The organism is Clostridium sulfidigenes, from assembly GCF_000732635.1.
Taxonomy (GTDB): Bacteria; Bacillota; Clostridia; order Clostridiales; family Clostridiaceae; genus Clostridium_J; species Clostridium_J sulfidigenes.
Genome location: NZ_JPMD01000030.1, coordinates 35,412 through 60,240, shown reverse-complemented (window position 1 = coordinate 60,240; position 24,829 = coordinate 35,412). Strand labels below are relative to the sequence as shown.

The following is a 24,829-nucleotide window of genomic DNA, read 5'->3' as shown; positions in this document are numbered from 1 at the left end:
TATAGTTATATATATATCTATTGATATAGTTAAAATTTTATATAGTCATATCTGATAAATGATTTTGTTAATAAAATTGTAATAATATTCGATACAGATTAATAAAATGAATGGAGTGATAAAATTTACAAGGAGGATTTTGTATGGGTGTTGCTTCATTAGTAGTTGGAATTTGTAGTATTGTATTTGCTGTAATTTCATGGGGGTGCCTATGGTGGTTATCTCTAATTTTAGGTGTTGTAGGTGTAGTATTAGGAATTATAGACATGAAGAAAAAGAAAGAATCAGGTGAAGCTTTTGCAATGGCTAAAGGTGGATTTATATGTTCCATAATAGGAATATGTATGGCTATTATATTTTTAATATTTATTGTGGGATTAGCTTCATTAGGAGCAGCAGTATAAAATTATATCATTAAAAGATGTCTGTATAGGCATCTTATTTTAGTTACAAGGAGGTTAAAACTTGAAAAGCGAAGGAATAATAAAAGAATATAATATTTTTAATGTGATATTAATTACTTTAGTAATAGCTATGATATTTTTACCCTTTATATCTAGAGCTGTGAATAAATTATTTCCTATCACCTATGGATGCCTTTCATATAGAATTTTAGGAGAACCTTGTCCTCTTTGTGGATTTACTAGAGATATGAGAAATATTATATCTGGTGATATTTTTGCTACTAAGCTAAACTTATTATCAGTACCAGCAGTTTTATTAGGGATATTTGAAATTTTTTTTAGAATGAAAATATTATTATCAAAGAAAAAGTTAATGGATAATAAATTTAGAAATAATATAATAAAATTTGATGTTATATATCATGTATTTATGTGCTTTTCTTTTATCATCTATGGAATTCTATTTTATATATTAGATTTATCAAGGGTTTAGACGATGTAATAATTATTTCATTTTTCCTTAGTATAATAATTCTATCCTTTGGAAAACTTAATATATAGTATAGTCAAAATCCACTGAAAAGGAGAATGCATTTAGTTATGGATACACGTGTACCTTATCATAATTATATAGTTGTTACACCAAATGGAGACGTATTAGGCTTTGGAGAAGAGGATGATGCAAGAAAATATGTGGCAGGATATTATGTAGGAAAAATAGAAGAATTATCAGATGATAGAAGTAAAGTCTATGTTGATTATGGAACAGACCCCCTTCAAGCTTCAGTAGATATATGTACTGAATTAGGAGCCTATGAAGGAGATTGTATTATTTATGATTTAGATAGTTTCATAGAAAATATTCAAAGCTCTGGTATATTTGAAGATGAAAAGGAAGAACTTATACTAAATCTTATGCAGGAAAAAATAAATTTGAATATTAATGATTATCAAGTAGATGACCTTTTATATGATACAAAAGTAGTTCCTAATAGAGATTAAAATACAAAACTTTCCTAAGAGAAAATAATTTAAATAAAATTTGAGCATGTCTCTATATTAGAGAGCATGCTCAAATTTTATGAAAAATAAATATATATTTGTAAAAACGTTACTTAATTAAGCATTAAACATGATTGTTCATAAGTCTGTTACGTGCCATAAGCATTTCCTCATCAAGGTGTGTTGTAGTACCAGCACAGTTTAGCAGCATGGTGCTAATATCATCAGGCATTTCGCCCTCATATTTATATCTAAGCTTATGTTCTAGGCTTGCCCAAGTATCCATTGAAATTGTTCTAAATTGAATCTCTACAGGAACATTTTCAACTTTCTTTGAGAAGAATACAGGAACACTAACAACTAAATGAAGGCTACGATAACCATTATCTTTTGGATTTTTTATGTAATCACGTTCCTTAATAATAGTTAAATCAGTTTGTGCCTTAATTGAAGCTGCAATTTCATAAACATCACTAAGGAAAGAGCAAATAACTCTAATTCCAGCAATATCAGTTAAAGTTTCTGCAGACTCAATAGAGAGTTCTAATCCTCTTCTTTGAAGTTTTTCAAGTATGCTCTCAGGAGCTTTAAGTCTAGATTTCATATGTTCAATAGGATTATAAGAGTGAATACTTTTATATTCATCATTAAGTATTGCAAATTTTGTTTCTATTTCACGAAGGGCACAACGATATTTTAAAGAAAGAGATTTAAAATCTTCAATTTGGGTACCAAATTGTGAAATATCTATGTTTTTAAGATCCTTAAAAGGCAATTGTGGCATAATAAATTCTCCTTTGTATATGTATTAGGTCTTATAATAGTATAATATAAATTGCTTTTTTATTAAAGTGGACATAAAATTAATATAGAAATATTAATGAGAAAATAACATAAGACTTTGGTTAATAAAAGGTAGTCAATGACTACCTTTATTTTATAAAAAATTAACTGACTCACTTAATACTTTCCCAATAGAATCGTGAATAACTAAGTCTGCTCTAGAATCAGCAGAAGTACTACTTTTATTTATAAGCACTAGATTTTTGCCTTTAAAATAGTTTATAAGATTAGCTGCAGGATAAACCACTAGAGAAGTTCCACCTATAATTAATGTGTCTGCTTTTGAGATAGCATCGATAGCTCCTTTAAGTACACTTTCATCTAAACCTTCTTCATATAAAACTACATCAGGTCTAACAGTTCCACTGCATTTAGGACAAGTAGGTATTCCCTTAGAATTTAAAATAAAATCCATATCATAGCTATCATTACACTTAATGCAATAGTTTCTATGAATTGAGCCATGAAGTTCAAATACATTTTTAGAACCAGCTGCTTGATGAAGTCCATCAATGTTTTGAGTAATGATTGCTTTAAGTTTACCCATTTCTTCAAGGTTAGCAAGGGTTATATGTGCTCCATTAGGTTTAGCTTCAGGATATATAAGCTTTGCCTTATAAAAATTAAAAAATTCCTCAGGAAATCTTATAAAGTAAGTATGGGAAACTAGCTGTTCAGGAGAAAGAGTCATGTTAAGTCTTGCATTAAAAAGCCCATTGGCACTTCTAAAATCCGGTATATTTGATTCGGTAGATACTCCTGCACCACCAAAGAATACTATATTATTGCTATTTCTTAAAATTTGTGTTAGTTTTTCTATTTCAGTACGCATAAAATCATCTCCATAAATTATTTATTAATCCTATTATGACACGAAGTCATAGAAAATAAAATATACTTATAGAACATGTTGGATAATACTGTATTTGGTGTTATTATTAATAGTGGTATTAAAATGATAGTAAGGATATAAATGGATATTAAAATTGATCAAAAAGATATCATATTAGGAAAAACAAAGTTAAAATATAAAGAAAAACCATTTTACTATTACAGGTATAATAAAAAAATAATTAAATCGTTATACAAGGAGGTACTAAAGTTGGAAAATATAGTAGTACTATATCAATCAAAGTATGGAGCTACAAAAAAATATGCGGAATGGTTAGCAGAAGAGCTATCAAGTGACATAATTGAAACAAAACAAGCTGATATAGAACAAGTTGCAAAATACGATACAATTATTTTAGGTGGAGGTATTTATGCAACAGGTATAGCAGGAGTATCTTTTCTAAGAAAGCATTATGAAAAACTAAAGGGTAAAAGAATAGTAGTTTTTGCAGTGGGAGCATCTCCATATGATGAAAAAGCTATGATTGCTATAAAAGAGCGTAATTTTAAGGAGAAACTTAATGAAATCCCATGTTTTTATTGTCGTGGTGCTTGGAATGAGAAAAGTATGTCTTGGAAAGACAAAACCCTTTGTAATATTCTTAAAAAAGCTGTTGCAAAAAAAGACCCTAACAAATACGAACCTTGGGAAGCTGCATTAATGCAAGCAATTGGCTCTAACTTCGATTGGACAAACAAAGAAAACCTTAAGCCACTTATTGAATTTATACAAACAAAATTATAATGATATTTGGCATATGAGACATAGAGTAGATTAATAACTATAACTTATAACCATAACTTATAACCATAAAGTTGAATACCACTCAAGTTTATTCAACTTAAGTATGAGCTACTCTCCATTGTTGATAGTTGTAATTAAGCTTATAATAAAGATACTTAAAGAGCCATATAAGGCGGAGGTAGTGAATATGAATAGATTAAATATTGGAGAGACTATTTTACATTTAAGAAAAGAAAAAAAGATTACTCAAGAGCAGTTGGCAAGTATGATTGGTATTTCAGCTGGAGCGGTAAGTAAATGGGAAACTGGAAATTCAACACCAGATATTTCTTTATTATCTCCATTGGCAAGAGCATTGGATACCTCTTTAGATGTTTTACTTTCCTTTCAACAAGAACTTTCTGAAGTAGAAGTGATTAATATAAAAAAAGAATTAGTTGAAGTATTTTTACATCAGGGTTATATGGATGGTGAATTAAGATGTAAAGAATATGAGAAAGAGTACCCTAATAGTATATATTTAAAATTGATAATTGCACAATTGATTCAAATGTATTCTATGATGTCAGGTAATGTTTCGGAGGAATGTATAAAATCAAGAATGGAGTATTGCTTAACTTTGCTTTATCAAGTTACTGAAAGTAAGGTTTCAAAGTATATATCAGTAGCTTTATTTTCTATTGCTAATATACAAATGACCTTAGAAAACTATGAGGAAAGTGAAAGGGCTCTTAAGGAATTATCAAATTCATTTATAGATCCCATGGTACTATATTCTTCATTGTTACAGAAACAGGGAAAGATTGAAGAAGCAGAAAATATGTGTAAAGGAATGCTATTACAGTATTTAAACCAAAGCATTGCAATGATAGCAATATTAGCAAGGCTCTCAAAAGATGAACATAATTATGAAAAGGCAACTTTGTATTTAGATGCTCTAAATCAAGTTGAAAATACATTTAAAATAGGGATGGGTTCAGGAGCATATAATTACTGCAGACTATATATTGAAGTGGGAGATAAGGAGCTTGCTGCAAAATGGTTTAACAATTATGTAAAAGAGCTACTTTCTACAGAATATGACTATAGCAATAACCCTTATTTTGAAAATCTTAAACTAGAGGTAAATGTGGAAGGGCAGAAGATAATAAGAAAAAAATTATTTCAATCACTTATGGATGAAGAGGATTTGAAAGTATTATGTGGAAGCCTAGAGTATGAAGAGGCAATTAAAGCACTAAAAAATGCTGTTTCTGAAATGTAAAGCAATTTATGTGATTTTAAGTTGTTAGGTTATGCGGAGAATTTTAATAGAAATTAAATAAAAACAGTAGAGAAAGTAATACAAATTCTCTACTGTTTTTTGGGTTGTTAATCTTTTTTACATTCTAATATAAAATTTAACAAGCTGCTTAAGTTTTCTTGACTCCCAATATCACTATAAAACTTCATAAGTTTTAGTACCGGAGTGATACTCGGGTCAATGATGTTTAATGAAATTAATTCAAGAACTTCATTTTTAAAAGTATTTATTTCTTCTAAATTATTTTCTTCTATAAGTATAGTCAAAAGCTGGTCTAAAGATTTTAATAATACTCTTCGATTTCTCTGAGATTTAGCCAGTTGTATTGACTTCTTATAGCATTCAATAGAAAGCTCTATATTACCAATTAATTTAGTAGAAATCCCAAGTTGATTATAAGCATTAGGACAAGGATAGCTTTCCTTAACATTGCTACAATTACTTATTATATAAATTAGTTTATCTATATATATTTTTATATTATTTATATCCTTTAACACTGTATATATATCAAGGATATTTGCAGTAATTAATATAATGTTTTCTGTATCATTATTACTTAGTGTACTTAACATAGATTTGTTTACATTTAATGCATCACTATAAAACTTTTTATATCTAAGACAATTTACTTTTAATATATTAAGTTCAAGTATATTTTCTTTAGTAAGTGTCTTAAATGTACTCTCAATATGTTCAATTTCAAGTAAAGCTTTATCATGTTCATTAAGATGCATATAAGCTAATGTGCTGTTATACATCACTTTATACCTTAAATCTTCTGATATTGTATCATTATATACAAGTGCTAAATTATTAAAATCTAGAGCCTCTTTATCTTTATCTAGATATATGCATATACCCCCTAACTTTTGAAGGAGATTAAATAATCTAATATCATTAAATAATCTGTTGTGATTTTCAAAAGCTTTTATGTAGTATATATAACTTCTGTTAAATTCCTTTTGCTTTTTTAATATGTCTCCAATTTTTTCATATATAATCATTTTTTTCTCAGGGACATCATATTTCAATAAAAATAGTTCTATTTCTTCAATATCCTTAGTAAAATCCTTTGAAATATTGTCTTCATTATTACATAAAAAATCTATATATCTACTAGCGATTTTATTTGTTTGGGCATTAATATCCTCTAGTAAATACTCGGTATCTAAATTAAAATCTATATTCCTTTCTTTGCATATTCGGTTTATATTATCTGTAATTATATGTGCTACTGTTGGTGTGAGAGTAGACTTATCGTTTTCAATAATGCTAATAAGTTCACGGGTTATTTCACCCCCAGTAATTTCTTTTTGATTAATTTTAAGTTCTTTTCTAATTTTTCTTATTTTTTGACCTGGTGATAAAATTTCCATTCTATAACTCTCCTTATTTAGTATTTGGTTTTATACTATTTAAATTATATCATTGAAAATAAATTTTGTAAAATAAAAGCTTTACAATCAATACATAATATGGTAAATTATAATTGTAAAAACTAATGCTTACATTAAACTTTAGAGTTTACATTAAGTTATTTATATAAAAAGGAGAGGATTAAAATGAAAAAAACAATAATATCTTTATCAATAATGATGGGATTATTTACACTCATCGGCTTATATCAAGGTAATAGAAATATGGTGGTCAATAATGTTGATAATATTAGTATGGATAGGTTAGACACTAGTCATGGTATATTTCCAATGACAGAAGAACCCGGAGAAGGTCTTCCTAAATAAAAATCAAAGGTATACTAATTTTATTTTTTATAAATTATTTATATAAAATCAAGGATTTCATACAGTATTAAATATGAACTTGAATATTAAAATAAAAAAAGTAAAAAAATCTATTTACAAATCTTTAGAATCGTGATAATCTGTATTTGTAAACAAAAATACTTACAAAATAAAAACCTAAGGTGGTAGGTGATAATAATTGTATGATATATTGAGTGTTTATCTAGAAAATGGACTACGAGTTATAATGCATAAAATACCTCATGTTAGAACTATGGCTTGTGGTATCTGGATAAAACAAGGAAGCAAACATGAAAGTGATGAGCAAAATGGATTATCTCACTTAATAGAGCATTTAATGATAAATATAGAAAATGATAATAATCCAAGGTTTAAAAAGTTAATAAATGAAGTATCATCTGAAGGCATTGTATATAATGCAGGAACTACCAAGGAAACAACTTCATATTATTTTACTGGATTATCTAATATGTTAGAAAAATGTATAGAAACATTATCTACAATAGTAATAGATAATAAAACATTTACTAAGGAACTTATAGAAAATGAAAAAAAGGTTGTAACTCAAGAAACTATATCCTTCTACTCTTCATTTAATCAAATAAAAGAAAGAACTAGTCAATCTCTTTGGGGAAATGTTGGGGTCGGAAGAATAATTGTAGGTAATATTGAAAATGTAAACAATGCTAAATCTGATGATTTGGAAAACATTGTAAAAGATTCCTATACTCCTGAAAATACAACTCTTGTAATTGTAGGAGGTATAGACTATCAAAAAACCTTAGATATAATTGAAGAAAATTTTACTAGATGGGAAGATACCCAGACTAGAAAGTATAAGGAAATAGTAGATAGTGAACCTGGTATCTATTTCAACTCCAATAGAAGTGGGAAAAGTACTGCAATATCTATAGGATTTAGAACTCCATCATACATGGATGCAGAGAGAACTAACATAGATATCATAGCCAAAATACTAGGTGATGTTAGTTTAGAATCAAGATTAGTTCAAGAAATAAGAATGAAAAAAGGCCTCGCTTACAGCATAGGGGCATTCACAAGTTTTTATGAAAATAGAGGTACCCTTGGATTTACAGCAGTTTGTGAAAATGAATCAGTAAATGAAGTAGTAAAAATCATGATGGATGAATTTCATAAAGTTAAAAATGAAGGGTTTACAGACAAAGAAATTAATAGAGTAAAAAAAGTACTTGAAACAAGAACCTTACTAGATTTAGATGATTTAACATCACAATTAAAATTTTTGGGTAAATGTTCCTCTAATGGCCAACTATTTTCATTAGAACAAGAAATAAGAAACATTAAAAAAATAAATAATGAAAGCTTATATAATACAGTACAAGATATATTTGTAGAAGAAAAGATGGGATTAGCAGCTATCGGAAACTGTGATGTAGATCAAGTAATTTCATTACTTAAATTAAATTAAATTAAATTAATGAATGGAGGTTGTGGTATGAGTGATATTCCTTGCATATATGATATATCCCTAATAAATGAAGAAGATAAGCTTAAAGAAGATATATTAAATGGTAAAGCTTTCGATATTCTTCTAATACTACTCTCTGGCTCAAAGACCGTAAAAGAAATATCTAAAGAATTAAATGTACCAAGTTTTTCAATACAACTCTATATTCAAAGGCTTATAGAAGCAAATCTTATTAAGATAACAGATAAAAAAATTATCGAAGGTAAATTAGAAAAAACCTATAATTTAGCATCTACAGATGTAGAAATACTAAATTATCTAAAAGATAACTGTAAGGATAATGATGGGAAGGAAAATGCGGAACTATCAGCACAACATTTTGCATCATTAACTAGAGATATCATAATAAATATCAATAAATATAGCGATAAGCCTCACAAAATAAAAGCTTTTTTCATCAAAGCTGATGAAGAAAAAATGGCAGAATTTAAGAAAGAATTGGATGAGCTATTTATCAAATATCAGTCCCTAGAAAATTTAGAATCTTCTGATACTTATGGGTTTATAAGTATTTTAGCACCTTATAAATTAGGAGATTAATACTTTGAAAAGGGGGGAGATATCATGGAAAATGATAAAAAAAGAAAAATTGACATAAAAATTGAAAAAGACGAAAATGGAAATTTAAAAGATTTAGAAATACAAGATCCTTCGTTAGATATTAATTCAAAAGAAGAAAGACCAGGAATAGGAATTGAAATTTTTGGACTTCCAGGTAGTAGATAAGAGTATTGGAGGATATTATCATGAAAAAAGAAAATATATATCCAATAGATAGAGAAGTATTTAAAGATGAAAAAGAAGATAGACTCAAAGAACTTGAAGCATTGGTATCAATCAATAGAAATGAGGAAGCTAATTTATTTCAATATGAAAAAGCTAACTCTGCAAGTACTGGCCTTTATGAACCAGATACTTATTAATTAAGGTAATAATTTTATATTATTATATAAAAATTAAATTTTTAAATTTTAAGGGGGAAAATCAAAATGGAAAACAAAATGGAAAACAAAAATGTTGTAGCTTTAGGTAAGGACATGTATAAAGTTGAAGATGGAAAGGTTGTAATTACATCTGAGGAATTAGCAAATGCTATTCAAAATGAAGGATTGGATCTATTTGTAGATGAAGAAGCAGCAGCACAACAAGCTAATAGTTTTTGCTGTTGGTAATTATTTGCAAGATATATTTAGGAGCATTTAGTCATAAATGCTCCTAAATTATATAACCTAAAAAGGTTTAAATATTAATAAAGCAGTATAGGTTTATTTTACAAATTCATTTAATAAACTAATAAATTTGCAAAATAAATTTATAATACCATAATAGATTTAATGAAATTTGTTTAAAATTTTTTATTATAAGGAGTTGGTATTACATGAAATTATCAAATTATAATATGAAACTAGATATTGACAATAAGCATGCTATTTATAATACTATATCAAGAAAATATGTACTATATGATGATATTAAAAGAGATTGTATAGAAAACATATTAAATAATATAAATAAAGAAAAGTATTCTATTAATGAAGCTGAAGTATTAAAGATTTTTATTAAAAATGGAATTGTAATAGAAGATAATCTAGATGAGTTTGAAAAAATTACATATCTTTTTAATAAGACAAAATATCAAGATAGAAGATTTATATTGATTATTTCTCCAACATTAGATTGTAATTTCAGATGCTCTTATTGCTTTGAAGAGCGTAAAAATTCTTATATTAGTGATAAAACTATTGAAAACCTAATTGATTTTGTTAAAAGAATTTCTAAAGAAGTTAATACATTACAAGTATGTTGGTTTGGTGGAGAACCAATGCTTCAATTTGAAAAAATTAAAAAAATGACTAAAATTTTTAAGGATATATGTGAAAATGAAGGTTGTAATTATTGCTCAACAATGACTACAAATGGTTATTTGTTCAATGATGAAAATATTAGTGACCTAGATATGTTTAACATGAAAAGAATTCAAATAACATTAGATGGTTACAGAGAATTTCATGATAAAAAAAGACCATTAGCGGATGGTAGTGGTACATTTGATAAAATACTAGAAAATATAAATAAAATAGCAGATAAAGATATTCCGTTATATTTAAGAATAAACGTAGATCAGAATAATGCAGAATCTATTCCAAAACTATTTGATTTAATACCTAAAAATAAGCGAAACAAAATAATAGTAAATATATGCAATATATTTCAAAACATAGAAGATGTGGATTTGTTTCCTCTTTATAGAATAGCAATTGATAAAGGATTTAACTTTAAATTTTCTAGAAAACAATTTCAAATATGTGAAGGTAGTTTTATTAATTCTATTACAGTTCAACCAGATGGTACAATAACACCATGTCAAATGTGCGCAGAAAAAGGATTTAATTTTGGTAGTATAGGTAAAGCAGGCAAGTTATTCTTAAAAAATGAATCAGAATTTTATAAATTTAGATCTACATCTGCATTAGATAATGAAAACTGTAAAACATGTAATAGACTTCCACTATGTTTAGGTGGATGTTACCTTAAACGTTATAAAGATAAAAATGTCTGTGTTGCTAAACATAAGATTGGAAAGGACTTCTGGGATATAATTAGACTAGAAATTTATAGTGATATTAAGCGTAATCTTGTTAAAGAATTAAATATTATATAATTTCGAACTATTGTTTAATAAAAGATTAAGGGAGAAAAGAAGTTATGAATTTTAAACTTTTAAAGCAAAAGAATTTTCTATTATTAATGCTAGGAAAATTAGTATCTCTTGTAGGAAGCGAAATGCAAGGATTTGCATTATCTTTATATGTATTAAAAATTACAGGCTCAGCAGCTAAATTTGCATCAGTTTTAGCCATAACGTTAGTACCTAAAATTATCATTGGACCACTGGCTGGGGTTCTTGTTGACTGGTTTGACAGAAAAAAAATAATAGTTGGTTTAGATATGCTTAGTGGACTACTTATTGGAATATATGCAATTATATTTATGATTAATGGAAAGTTATCTTTAGGTAGCATATATGTGCTTGTAGTTTTATTATCATTTATATCCTTATTATTTCAGCCTACTATTACTACAGTATTACCAAGTATTGCAAATAAAGAGGACCTAGTAGATGCTAATGGAATAAATTCTCTTATACTAAATATAGGTAATTTAATGGCTCCGGCAATAGCAGGAGTTTTATTTGGAATTTATGGTATACTTGCGATATTAATTGTAAATTCTATAAGCTTTATTTTATCAGCCATAAGTGAAATGTTTATAGATATACCTAAATTAAACAAAAAACCTCAAAAAGTCAATGCAAATATTTTTTTCAATGATTTTTTAGAAGGGATTAAGTTTATAAAAAGTAAAAAAATAATGATTACTGTAATTTCTTTTGCGTGTATAGCAAATTTCGCTTTTGCACCTATAAGCTCCATAGGGTTAGCCTTTATTTCAAAAGAAATACTAAAAGTAACTGATTATCAATATGGACTTTTAGAATCTATACTTGTAATATCTGCGATTATATCACCTTTTATGATGAGTAGAATTTCTAAAAAATTTAGTGTAGGTAAAATATTATTTCTAGATATTTTTATTACATCTATATTAGTTGCATTTATGGCTATAATACCATCATCATTATATTTAGATTTATTTAATAATAATATAGTACCATATATTAGCTTAATAGGAATTACATTCATTATAGGATTAATAATATCTTTAGGAAATATGGCATCAGGAATTATGTTTCAACAGCAGGTACCCTTACCTCTTATGGGAAGAGTAGGAACTGTATTATCTTCGTTAGCAATTGCAGCTATGCCTGTCGGTCAGATGATATTCGGATTTTTATTTGATAAGATAGAGGCTTGGATATGTTTAGCGTTAACTTCATTAATATATTTTATAAGTAGTATGATATTTAGAAAAAGTTTATGGAATAGTGATGAAACTACTATTGTAGATAACTCAAATAAAAAAAGTTATTATGATGATAATGAGCCTGTAATAAATGATGAAGAATTAATATTATCTCAACCAGAAGTATCATACGATGTAAATCAAAATGAATATTAAATTATTAAATCAAAAAAACTTTTCACTTCTAGTTTTTGGAGGCTTTGTGTCAATTTTAGGCTCTTTCGCTGGAGTTTTGCAGATAGGCCCAGTTTGATGGAAAGAAGATGATGGTATTATTAGACTTATTAAGTGGAATTAACAATATACTACTGGGAACGATATTACAGCAAGAGACTTCTAACTTTATGATGGGGAGAGTATAATCTGTTTTAGGTACTCTACCAGTAGCAGCTACTCCTTTAGGGCAAATAGTCTTTGGAATATTACTTAGATAAAATTCCAGTTTATATATGTGTAGCAATAGTAAGCACAATAATAATAGTATTATCCATTATATTTGAAATTTTAACTAGTTCATCTTCAAAGAAATTAGAAATAGCTATAATCTAAGAGTATATTTAAAAAATATTAAAAAATTATGTAACATTGAACTTAAAAATCCCTTGGAAATACTCCAAGGGATTTTCAAATTAATATTCCTTATATATAAATAAAATTTTTACCTATATGTAAAGTAACTTGATTTTCTAACATATTTATTACTAATACAATTATATAATCTATTTATATATAGTTAATATTTTTATAATTTTTGTTGTATAATTGAACTATACTAGTGAAATATTTGAAGTTAACTGGTTATTTAAATTAGGATATGAATATTTAGAAAATAGGATAATATGCTGTTTTCAATCATGATGAATATGATAAAAAAGGGAAAAATACATAATATGTATATTGCTAGTTTATATCTAGATGTAAAAATAAAAAAAATGTGAGGTTTGATTATGAGATATTCATTTAACTCTAGTTTTTTTAAAGAGAGTAATAGAACATTTATATCTATTCCTTTTAATGTATGGGAAACATGCAAAGTAAAAGGGATGATACCTGTTAAGGTAATCATTAATGATGTATCTTTTGAGTGTAGGTTGATGCCAAAGGGAAAAGGCGTTTATTACATTCCAATTGTAAAGTCAGTTTTGAATAAAATAAGCTCGGTGAATGAAGTCTGTGTTAAATTTGAGATAATTGAGGGATTAACTAGAATTAATTTCGATAGTCTATATAGCAAGGAAAACCCTATAAGAAAGATTGATAGCATAGAATATGTTAAGCAACCAGATAAGGGGCTTTGTGGACAAACATGCATTGCTATGTTAACTGGATTACCTATTGATGAAATAATAAATGTTATGCACAGTAATAAATGTCTGGCAAGTATAAGCAAAGTCATTGAGGCACTAGATTATTACGGTATAGCTCATTCAGATAAATTTATTTATACAAGGGGAAGAGAAGTAAAGTTCCCTAAATGTTGCATAATTAATGTCCGAGGAAATAAAAAGAACCATCTTATGGTTTATTATAGTGGAACATATTATGATCCTACCTATGGAATTATGAAAGATTATTTATATGAGAATGTGATTAGTTATTTAGAGATTACTGTTGAATAACTAAAAGATTATAGTAGGATTTTTATGTAAATAAAGTGTAATATTATATAAAGGCTATTAATATAAAATATATAAATAAAGAGGATATTATAAATATATCGTAGTAGATGTAAAGTTAATAAAGTGAGGTAGTATTTATGAATTTAGAAATGGTTACGATAGCAGTAGCAGATTTAGAAAAGTCAGAAAAGTTTTATAAAGAAATTTTAGAGTTAAAAGAAATGCAAAGAATAGATACTCCAGATGGAATACACATTGTTTTCTTAAAGGATGAAGAGGATGGAATTATTGAATTAATAGAATATCCAAATAATTTTACAGGGGTAGAAAAAGTCAATGGTTCAAATGTTTCTATTGTATTTAATGTAAATGACTTCAATAAAGCTGTAAGAAAATTAGAGGAGCAAAATATAAAAATAATTAATGGGCCTATGGAAAAATATATCTTTATACATGATCCAAATGGCGTGAAAATTGGAGTTAGACAAAAGCATTAAAAGACATTTTAACTTTTAAAGGCTGATTTAGCGTATTGATAAATATAGGTTACGCTACTACGAAATTATAAATAATAGTAATATAAATAACCAGTAAGTTTATTTTGAAAATAAATTACTGGTTATTTTAGTGTGCTTTATCCGATGATCACCAGCTCTAATACTCCCATCTTCTTTAAAGTGGGAGTAACGAGCTGCTACGTCCCTGGAATAACGATTTCTAGGCTTCAGAGGGAGTAAAAACTCCCTCTGAAGCTTAGAAATTTGTTTATATATGAAGTATAAGTATATACTGTGCTAAATTATTTTATGAAAATTCATTAAGAATTTTATTGATTTATAAAACCTTAGATAAGAAATCTATAGTTCTAGAGTTTTTAGGATTTCCGAAAAGTTCGTCTGGAGTGCCTTCTTCTAGAATTTTTCCTTCATCCATAAATAAAATTCTATCTCCAACTTCTCTTGCAAATCCCATTTCATGGGTTACTACCACCATGGTCATACCTTCTTTGGCCAGTTCTTTCATAACGTTTAAAACTTCACCAACCATTTCAGGGTCTAAAGCAGAAGTAGGTTCGTCAAATAGCATTACATCTGGGTTCATGGCTAAAGCTCTGGCTATTGCTATCCTTTGCTTTTGTCCACCAGATAAGGAGCTTGGATAAGCGCTAGCTTTATCTGTTAGACCTACCATTTTTAAAAGAGATAGAGCTTTTTCATTAGCTGATTGAACCGTTTCGCCTTTTACCTTAATAGGTGATATAGTTATATTTTCTAATACTGATTTATGAGGAAAGAGATTAAATTGCTGAAATACCATCCCCATTTTTTCTCTTAGTTTATTTATATTAGCCTTTTTATCAGTTATATTATTTCCTTCAAATATAATTTCCCCTGAAGTCGGTTCTTCTAGTAGATTAAGACAACGTAAGAAGGTAGACTTACCAGAACCAGAAGGGCCAATAATTACAACAACTTCTCCTTTAGTTATATGTTCATCAATTCCCTTTAAAACTTCTAGTTCTCCAAAGTTTTTCTTTAAATTTTTAACGTGAATCATTTCCTTTAAGTCTCCTTTCTGCATAAGCCATTAATCTTCCTAGAGTAAATGTCAGGATAAAGTAGCAGATTGCTGCTACAATTAAAGGCTCAAAGTTTCTATAGGTGGCACCTGTAACTAGCTTAGCACCATAAGTAATTTCGGCTACACCTATAGCTGATGCCATAGATGATTCCTTTATTATAGCGACAAACTCATTACCAATAGCAGGTAAAATATTTCTTATGGCTTGTGGTAATATAATATGTTGCATGGCCATTCTTTGATTCATACCTAGACTTCTTGCAGCCTCTAATTGTCCTTTATCTACTGCATCGATTCCACTTCTTATTATTTCTGCAACATAAGCTCCTGAGTTAAGTGAAAGTGCTATTACACAAGCTACTAAAGGAGTAAGCTTAACTCCAAAGGAGGTTGTACCAAAATATACTATAAAAATTTGTAGTAATAAAGGTGTTCCTCTTATGAATTCTATATAAATAGAAGCTATAACCTTAGGAATAGGTACTTTTAATACAGATAACTTGGACCTTTTCATGAAGCAAAGAAGGGTTCCTAGGATTGCTCCAAATAGAACTGATAGCATTGCTACTAATAAAGTCCATTGAATACCTTCTATAAACACTGGATAATATTTTTCTAAAAACTTAAAACTTAAATTAGACATAGCTTCCTCCTTTGTAGCTAGTAAAAATTATTGAGCTGTAACCTCATCTTTACTTAATTTTATAGCTTCTTTATAAAACTCTTGTATTTTACCTTCAGATTCTAATCTTTCTAATGTTTTATTAACTGCTTCTAGTAAAGCGGGTTGTCCTTTTGAAATAGCTATAGCAGAACCACCACCGGAAGTATCATTAATTTTTTCTTTTGCAACAGCTAATTCTTCATGAACTATAGCTTGTATATCAGCTACTGGAAGTTCAACAATTACTGCATCTAAGTTTCCAGCTATTAAATCTTGAATTAAAGTTGGAACTTGTGCTAATAGCTTAACATCAGCATTTTCAATTCCCTGAGCTAAAGTAGCTTGTGTAGAACCATTTTGAGCTCCTACTTTTTTACCTTTTAAATCATCAATACTTTTAATAGTTTCAGAATTGTTTTTATTTATCAATATTCCTTGTTCTGCTTGAAAATATATATTTGAGAAATCTATAACTTCTTTTCTTTCTTCATTAACTGATAGTCCAGACACTCCTAAATCAATGATTCCATTTCTTGTAGCATCACAAATAGTGCTAAATTCCATCTCTTGAATTTCGTATTCTACACCCAAATCTTTAGCAATTTCACTTACTAGAGATATGTCTAGACCAACGGTTTTCTTTTCACCATTTTCCATTATAAAGAATTCATAAGGTGCGTAATCAACACTCATACCTACTTTTAATTTTCCTTCTTTTTTTATTTTAGATAGCAAGTCCACCTCTTCTTTATTACCGCATGCCATTAAAGATAGTGACATGGTACCTACCATAGCTAGTGCAAAAATTTTCTTTAGTATACCTTTTTTCATTATTGTATCCCCCTTGTATAATAATTTATTACCGTTGCATAATTATACAACTATAACTTATAAATATGCAATAGTTTTTTAATATTTTTTTAAAAAAGATTTATATTAATTAAAAAAATTTATATTTATTTAAGTTAAAATACTATATTAGGGGAAAATAAATTATGAAAACCATTGTGAACTCAATGGTGACGTGATAATATTACTATGTTGTTAAAATGAGAGCTTATTACTAAATAGTACAGCTCTAGAAAACTTATTTATGTTGAAATCAAGAGGAGTAAGATTATGAAATTATCAGAAAAAGCTAAGAATCGACAAATGAATAAAGAAGCTATCATTTCTATTATTTTGTATATACTTTATTTTATGTGGTGGTATATTACTGGTTTTGGGCTAGGAAGTGGAGAGCCATCTACTTATAAATATGTAATGGGACTACCATTGTGGTTTGTATTAAGTAGTTTTGTAGGACCAATAATACTTATTGTAGCAGTAACATTTACTGTAAAGTATTTATTTGTGGATATGGATTTGGAAAATGATGAAGAACAAAAGAATAATCATAAGGAAAAATAAAGTGGGGAATGTAGTATGGAAAAAATGTTAATTGTAATACCAATTATTCTTTATTTAGCATTAAACTTATTTGTAGGAGTTTGGATTAGCAAAAATTCAGCAAAAGAAAATGCTAAAAATGGATTTATAAATAATTACTTCATAGGTGGAAGATCTATGGGAGGGTTTGTTCTTGCCATGACATTAATTGCAACTTATACTAGTGCTAGCAGTTTTATTGGTGGACCTGGAATTGCTTATTCTGTAGGATTAAGTTGGGTATTTGTAGCAGTAACTCAAGTTCCAACAGCATTTTTGACCTTGGGGATTTTAGGGAAAAAGCTAGCTATAATATCAAGAAAAATTAATGCTGTAACAGTTACAGATTATTTATACAAAAGATATAAATCACCCACAGTAGTTATAATGGCATCTATTGCTTTAGTAATATTTTTTATTGTAACTATGGTGGCGCAGTTTATTGGAGGAGCTGTATTATTCCAATCTATTACAGGGTATTCCTATTTGGTAGGACTAATTCTTTTCGGTACAATAGTAATTATATATACTACCATTGGAGGCTTTAAAGCAGTAGTAGTTACTGACACAATTCAAGGAATTATAATGATAATAGGTACAGGTCTAATTATTTACTCCATTATAAAGGTTGGCGGGGGAATGGATACTATTTCAGCTACTTTAAATGAAGTTAATCCAGTATGGAATACCCCTTTATCTGGAGAACATTTTAGTAAAGGATACATCATGTCCTTTTGGGTATTAGTAGGAGTAGGAACCCTTGGACTTCCTCAAAATACAGTTAGAGCTATGGGGTTTAAGAATAGTAAATCCATGCATGATGCTATGATTTATGGAACAGTAGTATTTTTTATTTTAATGTTTGGAATGCTTTTAGCAGGAGTACTTTCTGCAGCAATTCTTCCAAAAGGAATTGCAAATTCAGATACTGTTATTCCAACTTTAGTAATTAATATTATGCATCCTGTAGCTGCTGGAATATTTCTTGCAGCACCACTAGCAGCAGTTATGTCAACGGTATCTTCTATGTTAATCTTATCTTCTGCTGCAATTATAAAAGATATATATATGAACTATATTATGAAAAATTATGATGTAAAAGAAGGTAAAGATTTTGAAAAGAAAATATCAAAAATGAGTCTATGGTCCACAGCAATTATAGGGCTTATAGTGTTTATTCTTGCAATACAACCTCCATCATTACTTACTTTTATTAATCTATTTGCCTTTGGTGGATTAGAGGCTGCTTTCTTTTGTCCAGTGGTCTTTGGGTTATATTGGAAAAGGGCTAATGCTATGGGAGCTATAATATCTATGATTTGCGGTGTTGGTTCCTTTATAATATTTTATATCACAAAGTTTGCACCAATGGGAGTTCAACCTATAGTGCCGGCTCTTGCGGTAGCTATAATTACATTCTTAATGGGAAGTTATATTGGGAAAAAACCAGATAGAGATGTAATAGAATTATTCTATGGTATAGAAGAATAAAGTGTTTAAATGAGTTTAGAGTTATATCAAAACAAAATTAATGTTAAATTAATATTGAACTTATATTTATTTTAAATGAATGTACAATATTTAATTAAGATTAGAAAATTGTTTTGATATAACTCTTTTTTAGTTTTCTTTCTTCAATAGTATTCAAAAAATACTAGTAAGTTTTTAATTAAAGATGATACTACAAAATAACTTAAGGTATAATAGAATAATATAGAATTAGAGTTTATTTATAGGGGGTAGGGAAAAATGACCAATATATATTTTGTTAGACATTGTGAGCCTGACTTTTCAATTCATGATGATTTCATTAGACCGTTAACTGATAAAGGATTAGAAGATAGTAAAAGGGTAGCAGAAGTATTAAAAAGCAAAAAAATACATGGAATTTATTCAAGTCCATATAAACGTGCAATAGATACGGTTAAAGAGCTAGCTAATGCGTTAAATTTAAAAGTAGTAACTAAAGAGGATTTAAGGGAGCGGACTATTACAGATCAATGGATAGATGATTTTAATGAATTTGTAAAATGTCAATGGGAGGATTTTGAGTACAAGCTTTCTAAGGGTGAATGTCTTAGACAGGTGCAAGAGAGAAATATAACAGCACTAAAAGAAATATTAAATGAAAATAAAGGCGAAAATGTAGTAATAGGAACTCATGGCACAGCTTTAAGTACAATATTGAATTATTATAATAAAGCCTTTGGTTATGAGGAGTTTAATAGAATAAAAAGTATTATGCCTTGGATTATTGTTATGGAATTTAAGGGTGAGGAATTTATAGGATTTAAAGAAGTAGATATAGATTAATGGAGGAGGAACAAAATTGAGAATACTTCATACTGGAGATTGGCATCTAGGAAAAAATCTAGAGGGTCAGAGTAGGATGGATGAGCAAGAAGAGTTTTTAAAGGACTTTGTAAATATAGTAGAAGAAAATAATATAGACTTGGTTATTATTGCAGGAGATGTCTATGATACAAGTAATCCACCAGCTAGAGCTGAAAAAATGTTTTATGATACTTTAAAGAGAATTTCTAGAAATGGTGAAAGGCTAACCCTTGTAATATCGGGAAATCATGATAATCCAGAGAGATTAGTGGCAGCAGGACCTTTAGCTATGGACCATGGAATAATTATGGTGGGAACTCCAAAAACTATAGTTCAACCAGGGAGCTATGGAAAACACAGACTTATTGAATCTGGAGAAGGGTTTATTGAAGTTGAAGTTAATGGAGAAAGAGCAGTTATATTAACAGTACCCTATCCCAGTGAAAAAAGATTAAATGAAATATTGTATAGTGGCATGGAAAGTGAAGAAGAAAAATTAATGTCTTATAGTGATAGAATACATGAATTATTTCACACTTTAGAAGGTCATTATAGAGAAGATACTATAAATTTAGTAGTATCACACCTATTTGCCATGGGGAGTGAAGAAAGTGGTTCAGAGAGAAGCATACAACTAGGAGGAAGCTATATAGTAAATGGCAGTTGTTTTCCAGAGTCAGCTCAATATATAGCTCTTGGTCATGTGCATAAGCCTCAAATAGTCCCTGGAACTAATAAAAGAGCACGATACTCAGGTTCGCCTCTTCATTATAATAAAAAGGAAATTAGCTTTAAAAATAAATGTTTTATAGTAGATGTGAAGGCTGGAGAAGATAGCCTTATAGAAGAGGTGGAAATAAAGGTTTATAAGCCCATTGAGGTGTGGAAATGTAATGGAGTAGAGGAAGCTATCTTAAAGTGTGAGGAAAATAAGGATAGAAATTGTTGGGTTTATCTTGAAATTTCTACAGATAGATATATAAATGAAGATGAAATAAAGAAAATGAAGATATTAAAAAGAGATATCCTAGAAATTATGCCTAAGATTATAGGGGTGGAGGAAGAGGATGAAAATGCTAGGAGTCTTTCTGAAAAATCCTTTGAAGAGATATTTAAGGATTTTTATAAAAGAGAAAGAGGAGTAGATGCAGAGGATGAAGTGGTTGATTTACTTATGTCTATAATCTCGGAAGAAGGGGGCCAAGATAATGAAACCAATTAGTCTTAAAATTAAGGGATTAAATAGCTTTAATGAAGAGCAATTTATAGATTTTGAAAAGCTTACGGAGCAAGGCTTTTTTGGTATATTTGGACCTACTGGCAGTGGAAAATCTACAGTATTAGATGGAATAACTTTAGCTTTATATGGAGAGGTTTCAAGAAAAAGTTCAAACTTTATAAATACTAATTGTGATAGCCTAGCTTTAAGTTATACCTTTCAAATTTCAGGAGCAAAGCCTAAGAGATATGTTGTAGATAGAGAATTTAAAAGGGATAAGAAAACGGGTAATCCTATATCAGGGAAATGTAAGATAATAGACATGACTTTAGAGGAGCCCATAATCTTAGCAGATAAGGTGAAGGAAGTTACTGCAGCTTGTAGAGAGATTATAGGATTAAGTTTAGAGGATTTTACTAGAACTGTAGTGTTACCTCAAGGAAAATTTAGTGAGTTTTTAAGGTTAGAGGGTAGAATGAGAAGAGATATGCTTGAGAGATTATTTAATTTACAAAAGTATGGAGATAATCTTTCAAGTAAGTTAAAGGCTGAAGTAATCAAGGAAGAAAGTAAATACAAGGAGCTATCTGGTGAGCTTAAGGGTTATGAAAAGATAAATGAGGATACATTAAAAGAAAAAGAGGAAGAACTAAAAGCTTCAACAGATATACTAAAAAAAGGTAATGAGGAACTTAAGAAGTTAGCAGAAGATTTTAAGGAAAAAGAAGAAGTTTGGAAGTTAAGCTTAGATATTAAAGACTATGAGGAAAAGAAAAAAGCTCTAATGGAAAAAGCTGAAGAAATAGAAGAGTATAAGGAAAAACTAAAAATTGGTGAAGGTGCAGCTAGGGTTTTACCTTATATAGAAAGCTATGAAAATACTCTAAGAGATTTAAAAGCCTCGAAGGAAAAGGAAAATGCATTAAATCTCCAATATGAAAAATTAAAAGTAGAAAAAGATGAACTAGAAAGTAAGTGGAATTTTTGGAGAAAGAAAAAGGATAAGGAGTTACCTGACTTAAAAGTAAAAGAAGAAAAGGTTAAGGATGCTTTAATAGAAAAGAAAAATTTAGATGCTTTAAAAGTTAATATTAGTGAGTTAAGAGAAAGTGTTAAAAGTTTAAATGAGCAGGGACAGAAAGCTCAGGGAGAAATAGATATTTTAGATAAAAGAATTCTTAAAGGTGGAAATGTTATAAAAGAAACTGAGATGAAATTTGAAGCCCTTAAGATAGATAGTGACTTAAAGGAAAAGGTTCAAAGGGGTATTAGACTTAATGAAAGATTTTTAGACTTAAAAGCTTTAGTAGATAAAGATAGATTAACCTTAACAAAACTTAAAAAGTTTATGGAAGAAGAACACGTAAAAGAGGATTTATGCAGAGAAGAACTTAGTAAAAAGGAAGTATTGCTTATAGAAAAGGAAGAGGAGTTAGAGAAGCTAATTAATACTTGTCCAGGAGAATCTACTGATCTTTTGAATCTTCAAAGAAGGATATCAGAGGAAACAGAAAAGACTAAAAGATATAGCATTGCAACTGAAGTTATTATAAGCTCAGAAGAAATTATTAAAAATTTAAGGGAAGCAGTAAATAAATATGAGAAAAATAAGTCTAGGATAGATGAGGCCATTAAAGGTTTAAAAGCAGAAATATTAGAGCTACAGGTTGAGACTTTAGCAAGTGAGCTTAGAGAAAATTTAAATAAGGGTGAACCTTGTCCTGTTTGTGGTTCTTTAGAGCATCATGTTGAGAATATAAGGCATATAGAAAACCTAGACTTAACTGGAAAAAATGAAAAACTGCATGACTTTGAAAATCAACTTAAGGAAATAGAAATGAATATTACTAGGGACAACACTAAAATCTTAAATTTAGAAGAAAACATTAAGGCTAAAGAACTAGAAATAAAAGCTTTAGGGGATGATTTTAAAGTTGGGAATCTAGCAATATTAGAAGAAAAATTTAAAGCACTAGATAAAGAACTTTCACAGTATAATAAAGATAAAGAAGTTTTAGAGACTGTTATAAAAACCTTAAAAGAAGAAAAACTATCCTTAGAAGGTAAAAGAAATACTATTAAATCAGTAGTAGAAGAAAAGGAAAAGCAATATAATGATGTAGAGCTAGAATTTAATAAAAATACTCTATCTTGTAGTGATTTAGAAAATGATATTAGTAGCATAAAAAATTCTATCAATGTAGAAAATTTTCAAGAAAAAAATGAAGAAATATTAAGGATAGAAAAAGAAAGAGAAGAGTTAGAAAAGAACATAAGAAAGTATAGAAAGGGATTAGATGATCTAATAGATAGCAAGGAATCCTTACAAATAAGCATAAATTCTCTTAGAGAAAACTTAGCTAAAGAAAAATCTGCCCTTATAGAAAAAGAAAAAAGTGCAGAGGAGAAGGAGCTTCAAATAAAAGCTAAGGTAGGAGATCTCGATAATCTCAAGGACTTATTAATGCAGCTGCAGGAAGAAATAAAGACTATAGAAGATTCCTTTAATGGTTATGATAAGAAAAAGGAATCCATGGAAAAAGACTTTAAAAGCTGTAATGAAGCTTTAATAGAAATCATAAGTAAGGTTAGACAGTTAGATAAACGAGAGGCAGAAGAAAGAACTTACTTGAAGGATTGCTTAAGGAAGGAAAGTTTTGAAGATATAGAGCAGGTTAAAGATAATGTGATTTCTAAGGTGGAAATGGAGAGATTAAAGACATTTATTGAAGAGTATAATAACAGCATATCCAAGGTTAATGGGGCTATTGAAAGTTTACTTATAAAGATAAATGGAAGAGAAGTAAGTGAAGAAGCTTGGCATCAGGTTCAAGAAGAAAAAGCTATAAAAGAAGAGGAAATAAAAGCTTTTACGGAAGTAAATATAAGATGTTCAGAAGAAGTTAATTATATAAAGAAAAAACTATTGGAGTTAAAGGAATTGTTAGATAAAAAAGAAAAATTAGATCATAAATTAGCTCTTCTTGATGATTTAGAAAAGCTATTTAAGGGTAAAAAGTTTGTTGAGTTTGTAGCTGCTACTAGACTAAAATATGTATCCATGGAAGCCTCTAAAAGACTTAAGGAAATTACTAGTGGAACTTATGGTTTAGAAGTAGATGAACAGGGCAAATTTATAATAAGAGACTATAAAAATGGAGGAGCCTCAAGAGATGCATCCACACTTTCAGGGGGAGAGACATTCCTAACATCCTTAGCTTTAGCCTTAGCACTATCCTCAGAAATTCAACTTAAGGGAACAGCACCCTTAGAGCTATTCTTCTTAGATGAAGGCTTTGGAACACTAGATGATGACTTACTAGAAGTAGTTATGAGCTCCTTAGAGAGAATTCATAATGATAAACTTAAGGTAGGAATAATAAGTCACGTAGAATCTATAAAAAATAGGGTACCAGTAAAATTAGTAATTACTCCAGCGGAATCAGGTAGAGGTGGAAGTAAAGTTAAGATTGAAAGAAGTTAATTGCAACAATGATTTTTAATGTTATAATAGATTATTGGCATTAAGAGAAATGTAAATGAGGATGTAACTTAAGATAAGAAGTTTTATTGGTTAAATACAAACTCTATGTATG

26 protein-coding genes are annotated in these 24,829 nt (G+C 28.7%); 20 read left to right on the top strand and 6 right to left on the bottom strand.

Going from position 1 to position 24,829, the window contains the following annotated elements:
- The first annotated feature begins 143 nt into the window (after positions 1 to 143).
- The 3 genes from IO99_RS12350 to IO99_RS12340 all read left to right on the top strand — a co-directional run bounded on the left by IO99_RS12350 (position 144) and on the right by IO99_RS12340 (position 1,406).
- Positions 144 to 404 carry a hypothetical protein gene (locus tag IO99_RS12350; protein ID WP_035133860.1) on the top strand — a complete coding sequence of 87 codons (261 nt, stop codon included), beginning with the start codon at positions 144 to 146 and terminating at the stop codon, positions 402 to 404.
- A gap of 61 nt (positions 405 to 465) precedes the next feature.
- Entirely contained in the window at positions 466 to 897 is a 432-nt protein-coding gene (locus IO99_RS12345) for a DUF2752 domain-containing protein (RefSeq protein WP_035133858.1), read from the top strand.
- Between the two features lie 107 nt (positions 898 to 1,004).
- Positions 1,005 to 1,406, top strand: coding sequence for a hypothetical protein (locus tag IO99_RS12340; RefSeq protein ID WP_035133856.1), 402 nt, complete (start codon positions 1,005 to 1,007; stop codon positions 1,404 to 1,406).
- Between the two features lie 124 nt (positions 1,407 to 1,530).
- Here the strand turns inward: IO99_RS12340 and IO99_RS12335 are convergent, their stop codons facing one another.
- On the bottom strand, positions 1,531 to 2,190 hold the full coding sequence (locus IO99_RS12335) for a GTP pyrophosphokinase (RefSeq protein WP_035133854.1): 660 nt from the start codon (positions 2,188 to 2,190) through the stop codon (positions 1,531 to 1,533).
- Between the two features lie 153 nt (positions 2,191 to 2,343).
- Entirely contained in the window at positions 2,344 to 3,081 is a 738-nt protein-coding gene (locus IO99_RS12330; RefSeq protein ID WP_035133852.1) for an NAD-dependent protein deacylase, read from the bottom strand.
- Positions 3,082 to 3,351: 270 nt separating this feature from the next.
- Here IO99_RS12330 and IO99_RS12325 point away from each other — a divergent pair, with 270 nt between their 5' ends.
- Positions 3,352 to 3,885, top strand: coding sequence for a flavodoxin domain-containing protein (locus IO99_RS12325; protein WP_035133850.1), 534 nt, complete (start codon positions 3,352 to 3,354; stop codon positions 3,883 to 3,885).
- 187 nt (positions 3,886 to 4,072) lie between these two features.
- Positions 4,073 to 5,149: a helix-turn-helix domain-containing protein gene (locus IO99_RS12320; protein ID WP_035133848.1), complete on the top strand. Its 1,077-nt coding sequence runs from the start codon at positions 4,073 to 4,075 to the stop codon at positions 5,147 to 5,149.
- 107 nt (positions 5,150 to 5,256) lie between these two features.
- Here IO99_RS12320 and IO99_RS12315 read toward each other — a convergent pair whose 3' ends face one another.
- On the bottom strand, positions 5,257 to 6,567 hold the full coding sequence (locus IO99_RS12315; protein WP_035133845.1) for a helix-turn-helix domain-containing protein: 1,311 nt from the start codon (positions 6,565 to 6,567) through the stop codon (positions 5,257 to 5,259).
- A gap of 186 nt (positions 6,568 to 6,753) precedes the next feature.
- On the opposite strand from IO99_RS12315, the gene IO99_RS12310 reads away from it, so the two are divergent.
- From IO99_RS12310 to IO99_RS12275, 10 genes are all read left to right on the top strand, one after another.
- Positions 6,754 to 6,933: a hypothetical protein gene (locus IO99_RS12310; RefSeq protein ID WP_035133843.1), complete on the top strand. Its 180-nt coding sequence runs from the start codon at positions 6,754 to 6,756 to the stop codon at positions 6,931 to 6,933.
- 199 nt (positions 6,934 to 7,132) lie between these two features.
- Positions 7,133 to 8,404 carry a M16 family metallopeptidase gene (locus IO99_RS12305; protein ID WP_035133841.1) on the top strand — a complete coding sequence of 424 codons (1,272 nt, stop codon included), beginning with the start codon at positions 7,133 to 7,135 and terminating at the stop codon, positions 8,402 to 8,404.
- A gap of 27 nt (positions 8,405 to 8,431) precedes the next feature.
- Positions 8,432 to 9,004 carry a helix-turn-helix domain-containing protein gene (locus tag IO99_RS12300; RefSeq protein ID WP_035133839.1) on the top strand — a complete coding sequence of 191 codons (573 nt, stop codon included), beginning with the start codon at positions 8,432 to 8,434 and terminating at the stop codon, positions 9,002 to 9,004.
- Positions 9,005 to 9,028: 24 nt separating this feature from the next.
- Positions 9,029 to 9,190, top strand: a complete 162-nt coding sequence (locus IO99_RS19095) for a hypothetical protein (RefSeq protein WP_156964352.1) — start codon at positions 9,029 to 9,031, stop codon at positions 9,188 to 9,190.
- 20 nt (positions 9,191 to 9,210) lie between these two features.
- Positions 9,211 to 9,387 carry a hypothetical protein gene (locus IO99_RS19090; protein WP_156964351.1) on the top strand — a complete coding sequence of 59 codons (177 nt, stop codon included), beginning with the start codon at positions 9,211 to 9,213 and terminating at the stop codon, positions 9,385 to 9,387.
- A gap of 66 nt (positions 9,388 to 9,453) precedes the next feature.
- Positions 9,454 to 9,636: a hypothetical protein gene (locus IO99_RS12295; protein ID WP_035133837.1), complete on the top strand. Its 183-nt coding sequence runs from the start codon at positions 9,454 to 9,456 to the stop codon at positions 9,634 to 9,636.
- Between the two features lie 206 nt (positions 9,637 to 9,842).
- Positions 9,843 to 11,126 (top strand): radical SAM/SPASM domain-containing protein, encoded by a 1,284-nt coding sequence (locus IO99_RS12290; RefSeq protein WP_035133835.1) that lies wholly within the window; start codon positions 9,843 to 9,845, stop codon positions 11,124 to 11,126.
- Positions 11,127 to 11,170: 44 nt separating this feature from the next.
- Complete coding sequence (locus IO99_RS12285) at positions 11,171 to 12,544, top strand: MFS transporter (protein WP_084178169.1); 1,374 nt, start codon at positions 11,171 to 11,173, stop codon at positions 12,542 to 12,544.
- Between the two features lie 791 nt (positions 12,545 to 13,335).
- Positions 13,336 to 14,007 carry a DUF1905 domain-containing protein gene (locus IO99_RS12280; RefSeq protein WP_035133834.1) on the top strand — a complete coding sequence of 224 codons (672 nt, stop codon included), beginning with the start codon at positions 13,336 to 13,338 and terminating at the stop codon, positions 14,005 to 14,007.
- 137 nt (positions 14,008 to 14,144) lie between these two features.
- Positions 14,145 to 14,504, top strand: a complete 360-nt coding sequence (locus tag IO99_RS12275) for a VOC family protein (RefSeq protein WP_035133832.1) — start codon at positions 14,145 to 14,147, stop codon at positions 14,502 to 14,504.
- Between the two features lie 337 nt (positions 14,505 to 14,841).
- Here IO99_RS12275 and IO99_RS12270 read toward each other — a convergent pair whose 3' ends face one another.
- From IO99_RS12270 to IO99_RS12260, 3 genes are read right to left on the bottom strand one after another with little or no spacing between them, the layout of a single operon-like run.
- Positions 14,842 to 15,564 (bottom strand): amino acid ABC transporter ATP-binding protein, encoded by a 723-nt coding sequence (locus tag IO99_RS12270; protein ID WP_035133831.1) that lies wholly within the window; start codon positions 15,562 to 15,564, stop codon positions 14,842 to 14,844.
- Positions 15,551 to 16,231, bottom strand: a complete 681-nt coding sequence (locus tag IO99_RS12265; protein WP_035133830.1) for an amino acid ABC transporter permease — start codon at positions 16,229 to 16,231, stop codon at positions 15,551 to 15,553. Before IO99_RS12265 ends, IO99_RS12270 begins: the two co-directional genes overlap by 14 nt.
- A gap of 27 nt (positions 16,232 to 16,258) precedes the next feature.
- A complete protein-coding gene (locus IO99_RS12260; protein WP_035133829.1) occupies positions 16,259 to 17,083 on the bottom strand; it encodes a transporter substrate-binding domain-containing protein in 825 nt (274 codons plus the stop codon).
- Between the two features lie 288 nt (positions 17,084 to 17,371).
- On the opposite strand from IO99_RS12260, the gene IO99_RS12255 reads away from it, so the two are divergent.
- From IO99_RS12255 to IO99_RS12235, 5 genes are all read left to right on the top strand, one after another.
- On the top strand, positions 17,372 to 17,662 hold the full coding sequence (locus IO99_RS12255) for a YhdT family protein (protein ID WP_035133828.1): 291 nt from the start codon (positions 17,372 to 17,374) through the stop codon (positions 17,660 to 17,662).
- A gap of 15 nt (positions 17,663 to 17,677) precedes the next feature.
- Positions 17,678 to 19,171, top strand: coding sequence for a sodium/pantothenate symporter (gene panF, locus IO99_RS12250; RefSeq protein ID WP_051824091.1), 1,494 nt, complete (start codon positions 17,678 to 17,680; stop codon positions 19,169 to 19,171).
- 258 nt (positions 19,172 to 19,429) lie between these two features.
- Complete coding sequence (locus IO99_RS12245; protein WP_035133827.1) at positions 19,430 to 19,993, top strand: histidine phosphatase family protein; 564 nt, start codon at positions 19,430 to 19,432, stop codon at positions 19,991 to 19,993.
- Between the two features lie 16 nt (positions 19,994 to 20,009).
- Positions 20,010 to 21,236 (top strand): exonuclease SbcCD subunit D, encoded by a 1,227-nt coding sequence (locus IO99_RS12240; protein ID WP_035133826.1) that lies wholly within the window; start codon positions 20,010 to 20,012, stop codon positions 21,234 to 21,236.
- Positions 21,223 to 24,717, top strand: a complete 3,495-nt coding sequence (locus IO99_RS12235; RefSeq protein ID WP_035133825.1) for an AAA family ATPase — start codon at positions 21,223 to 21,225, stop codon at positions 24,715 to 24,717. Before IO99_RS12240 ends, IO99_RS12235 begins: the two co-directional genes overlap by 14 nt.
- Positions 24,718 to 24,829 lie beyond the last annotated feature (112 nt).

Bases quoted from the DNA above. Each gene is read 5' to 3' on its own strand.
- panF (WP_051824091.1), top strand. From the start codon at position 17,678: ATGGAAAAAATGTTAATTGTAATACCAATTATTCTTTATTTAGCATTA.
- IO99_RS12245 (WP_035133827.1), top strand. From the start codon at position 19,430: ATGACCAATATATATTTTGTTAGACATTGTGAGCCTGACTTTTCAATT.
- IO99_RS12340 (WP_035133856.1), top strand. From the start codon at position 1,005: ATGGATACACGTGTACCTTATCATAATTATATAGTTGTTACACCAAAT.
- IO99_RS12300 (WP_035133839.1), top strand. From the start codon at position 8,432: ATGAGTGATATTCCTTGCATATATGATATATCCCTAATAAATGAAGAA.
- IO99_RS12260 (WP_035133829.1), bottom strand. From the start codon at position 17,083: ATGAAAAAAGGTATACTAAAGAAAATTTTTGCACTAGCTATGGTAGGT.
- IO99_RS12265 (WP_035133830.1), bottom strand. From the start codon at position 16,231: ATGTCTAATTTAAGTTTTAAGTTTTTAGAAAAATATTATCCAGTGTTT.
- IO99_RS12330 (WP_035133852.1), bottom strand. From the start codon at position 3,081: ATGCGTACTGAAATAGAAAAACTAACACAAATTTTAAGAAATAGCAAT.
- IO99_RS12295 (WP_035133837.1), top strand. From the start codon at position 9,454: ATGGAAAACAAAATGGAAAACAAAAATGTTGTAGCTTTAGGTAAGGAC.
- IO99_RS12310 (WP_035133843.1), top strand. From the start codon at position 6,754: ATGAAAAAAACAATAATATCTTTATCAATAATGATGGGATTATTTACA.
- IO99_RS12275 (WP_035133832.1), top strand. From the start codon at position 14,145: ATGAATTTAGAAATGGTTACGATAGCAGTAGCAGATTTAGAAAAGTCA.
- IO99_RS12285 (WP_084178169.1), top strand. From the start codon at position 11,171: ATGAATTTTAAACTTTTAAAGCAAAAGAATTTTCTATTATTAATGCTA.
- IO99_RS19095 (WP_156964352.1), top strand. From the start codon at position 9,029: ATGGAAAATGATAAAAAAAGAAAAATTGACATAAAAATTGAAAAAGAC.
- IO99_RS12315 (WP_035133845.1), bottom strand. From the start codon at position 6,567: ATGGAAATTTTATCACCAGGTCAAAAAATAAGAAAAATTAGAAAAGAA.
- IO99_RS12290 (WP_035133835.1), top strand. From the start codon at position 9,843: ATGAAATTATCAAATTATAATATGAAACTAGATATTGACAATAAGCAT.
- IO99_RS12350 (WP_035133860.1), top strand. From the start codon at position 144: ATGGGTGTTGCTTCATTAGTAGTTGGAATTTGTAGTATTGTATTTGCT.
- IO99_RS19090 (WP_156964351.1), top strand. From the start codon at position 9,211: ATGAAAAAAGAAAATATATATCCAATAGATAGAGAAGTATTTAAAGAT.
- IO99_RS12335 (WP_035133854.1), bottom strand. From the start codon at position 2,190: ATGCCACAATTGCCTTTTAAGGATCTTAAAAACATAGATATTTCACAA.
- IO99_RS12320 (WP_035133848.1), top strand. From the start codon at position 4,073: ATGAATAGATTAAATATTGGAGAGACTATTTTACATTTAAGAAAAGAA.
- IO99_RS12270 (WP_035133831.1), bottom strand. From the start codon at position 15,564: ATGATTCACGTTAAAAATTTAAAGAAAAACTTTGGAGAACTAGAAGTT.
- IO99_RS12280 (WP_035133834.1), top strand. From the start codon at position 13,336: ATGAGATATTCATTTAACTCTAGTTTTTTTAAAGAGAGTAATAGAACA.
- IO99_RS12255 (WP_035133828.1), top strand. From the start codon at position 17,372: ATGAAATTATCAGAAAAAGCTAAGAATCGACAAATGAATAAAGAAGCT.
- IO99_RS12235 (WP_035133825.1), top strand. From the start codon at position 21,223: ATGAAACCAATTAGTCTTAAAATTAAGGGATTAAATAGCTTTAATGAA.